Raw genomic sequence first — 3,199 nt, 5'->3', positions numbered from 1 at the left:
GAGCCGCGCCGAAGCGCGAAAATAACAAGGACCGTCCAAGCAAATATCGACAAAAACCAATCTACACGTCGACACAGCCAATGTCAATGTTCGATTTAAGGCATCGAATAATACATGCAGTGCAAGGCAAAAGACTTACAAAATCAGGGAATATCTTTCGCTTTCGTCCTTTTTGAACTGCTAGGCCTACAGAGCGCAAAATTCGAAGGACCACACACAACCAGTAGGAGACGCGCCCCAAGGCACGAATGTCCGGTTCTGGGCAGACAGCCAACTTCGGCTCTCCACCCGCCCGCGACTCTCGGAACGTCTGCTAATGGGCAACGTCCGGGCGGTCCCTGGAGCCGGCGAGGTCAGTGCTGGGAGTTGCCCATCGATGCCATCCACTCGTTACAAAATTTTTGGAATCACCGAGAAGCACGAAACCTTCCCGATTCAGATGCTTAGTAGGCCTCAGGTGGCCTTCGCTACCTGATGCCGGGAATTCCTGCCTGATGCGTTCGGCGTGGGCGGCCGGACAGAGGGAACCCAAGAGGCATCTCCGCGCTCGCTCCTGCGCCGACCGTGCGTCTGCATTCCCCACTCAGCCGCCCAGACGCGAAGGGGTGCGACGTCTGAAAACGAGTCGCTAACCTACGCTGATGCGACCGCAACTTCGTCAGTCTGGTCAGCCGGGATAATGAGAATGTCACGTTCTGCGTCGCGAAGTACTTGCTCGGCCACGCTGCCTATCAAGGCACGCTTTACTCCGCTCTTCTTGCTGGTCCCGAGGACGATAAGATCGCTGCGTTCATCCTGGGCGCTAACCAGGATAGTTTGCGCAGGGCTGCCTTCACGCAGAACGACGCCGCTGGGCGTAGGTGGAATTCCAAGCTCGTTTGTATACGCCTCAAGTCGCTCCGCTGCTTCGACCCGTTCTTTATCCAGGTACGCATTGATCGCTACCGGATCTAGAACAGATCGCTTCATCAGCCCGAGGGCCGGAGCATCAAACGCATGAACGATCTTCACGGCGGACTTGCTGAAGATTCCCATGCGCAAGGCACCCTGGGCTGCCGCCTTCGACGCATCGTCAAAATCGAGCGCGAGGAGAGTTCGTTCATATACAGTTGAAGGGGGCTGGATCGCGACCAAGACTGGAATGCGGCTCCGTCGAATGACACGCTCGACGGTGGTCCCAGTGAAAACGTCCCGGAAGCGGCGGCGATGAGGTCCTAGGACGATCAGGTCGGCGCCGAATTCATCGGCGGCGGACAATATTCCGTTGAACGAGTCATCTACCACGATCTCGAATTTGGCTGACACCCCATCGGCTTCGCAGGTTGATCGAACAGTATCTTCGAGCACGGATATGGCGGCCGATCGCTCCGCTTCGATCATGCGATGAGGCAAATCGCCATCCACGACATGGACAAGCGAAAGTGAAGAACCCAAACGTTTTGCTATGAGCGTGGCCCGTCGTAGCGCCCTGTCCGATCTCGTCGAAAGATCGGTTGCAACGAGGATGCGTTTTAGGGGGCCATCGTTTTTCGCAGTTAGCGTCATGGCTATCTCCAGCCTCCAAATGCAGAGCGAGAACTCGTCAAACAGCGTCGCGCTAACCTAATATGCCTGAGCGGCACAGGATTGCTCAGGCTTCACCATTCTCTTTGGGCAATCGTTCCGCAAGTGAGCGCAGTCCGTTAGCGCCTCAGCGCCAACAATCTAGAGATCGCCGCGGCGGTCGCRCAGGCCATCGGGCCGAAATTACATGCATCGTGGAAGGTCCCTCAGGAGCTACCGAGACCGCACCAATGCTGTCCGTCCTGGGCAACCCCTCAATGTCGGAAGTTGTTGCTGAAGAGACGTGAGACAGGCGCGCGGCCAACTTCGGCTTTCCACCCCTCAGCGACCTTCAGAACGGCTGGTAATGGGTAAGGCCCCTGGGCGCCTGGAATCAATGAGGACTGTGAATTGATTGCGCGGTGGGAGCAACGTCTGCCAAACGAATGCTCCCGCAAATGGCGCCATCTCGGACCCGCCGCTTACCGCAACTGATTGGCGGCGAATAGCAAGACGGCTGCATCATGTCCGGGCATTGTCCTGTGATGATGCGCAACCAGCCCACGCCCCGCGACCGCAATGACCGAGTTCTGCCGCGGTATCGCTGGCGGCCAATTCCTGTCGCGGCGCTAATTCCGACGATCGTCATCTGGCTTATGGTGTTCTACTGGGCCGCTCGACTTTAATTCGCGCTGGACACCCTCGGCATTGGTGGCTGGGCGATGAGGGCAGCCGCTGTGCTATCTGCGGCCTCCGTCACGAGACGGGCGTGCGAGAAGCCCCCCTGGCCTGATCGGTTCCCGTCGGACTAAGGGCGAGAATTGGAAAGCGTGATCCTGACCGCGATTGTGATAAGCTAAACATTCGGGAACCCGGCGCGTGGGAGATTCCTATGTTGGCGTTCTCCTTGCTAAGCACTCACGCCGGAATTCGGTTGGAAGGCGATTACACGTCACTGAGGGCACTTCGTGACGTTGTTCATGACATCAATGAGCGCTCACCCCTGATAAAGGATCGGGAGGGCTTATTCATCGCGCTTGCCTACGACCTCAGAAAAGCTTTCGAGCTGGAGCGCGACGTCATTCGCCCACCTGCACACTGCAAGGAAATCGGAACCCGATATGGCGTGAATATCCTTTGGCCAGTCTTGCTGCTGCAACATCTAGTGCTGCGATCGTCTCTGGCCTTCATCGATCATGGCCCGCAACACCAAGCCTGCGCGTACATGCTCGAGGCGGTCATTGAAGACGCTTTGGAGGACGATTTCGGCGGCCATGCTGGAGTGATCAGAGAAGCCTGGAAGCAGACTGCAAGCTGCGTCGAATTTTTCGACGACCGCTATTCCGCGCGTTGCGCACTATTCTCGAGCTGGAACGCCGGCGACCGCAAAGGGGGCCTTGCCGACCTCCTTGCTAGCATGTCCCCCATGTTCGACCAGAGCCAGAAACTCAGTCCCTTCCATGGCCTTGTGACGCCGGCGATAATCGCGGCGTGGGAGGGCGCCGAGTGGCCCGATCCGAAATGGTAAGCGGTCTGAATCTGGGCAGGTCCTAAGGAATTTGCCGGATGGCACCCCGTCTCGGCTATCTGTTGTACTGGGTCGCGTCATGGATCGCCGTGATCGTGATCACCGCTGGAATCGTCGTCTGGCTCTACC

At 57.7% G+C, this 3,199-nt stretch carries 2 protein-coding genes; one reads left to right on the top strand and one right to left on the bottom strand.

From position 1 onward, the window contains the following. Window positions 1-633: 633 nt before the first annotated feature. The gene (locus tag AC1DRP_RS35855) at window positions 634-1,545 is read right to left on the bottom strand and encodes a universal stress protein (RefSeq protein ID WP_441493352.1); all 912 of its coding nucleotides are present in this window, start codon (window positions 1,543-1,545) and stop codon (window positions 634-636) included. 889 nt (window positions 1,546-2,434) lie between these two features. Here AC1DRP_RS35855 and AC1DRP_RS35850 point away from each other — a divergent pair. Continuing rightward, complete coding sequence (locus AC1DRP_RS35850; protein ID WP_441508881.1) at window positions 2,435-3,070, top strand: DUF6904 family protein; 636 nt, start codon at window positions 2,435-2,437, stop codon at window positions 3,068-3,070. The last annotated feature ends 129 nt before the right edge of the window (window positions 3,071-3,199 follow it).

Source organism: Allobosea sp. 01N443, assembly GCF_056399325.1.
This window is presented reverse-complemented; position numbering and strand designations above follow the sequence as displayed.

Bases quoted from the DNA above. Each gene is read 5' to 3' on its own strand.
- AC1DRP_RS35855 (WP_441493352.1), bottom strand. From the start codon at position 1,545: ATGACGCTAACTGCGAAAAACGATGGCCCCCTAAAACGCATCCTCGTT.
- AC1DRP_RS35850 (WP_441508881.1), top strand. From the start codon at position 2,435: ATGTTGGCGTTCTCCTTGCTAAGCACTCACGCCGGAATTCGGTTGGAA.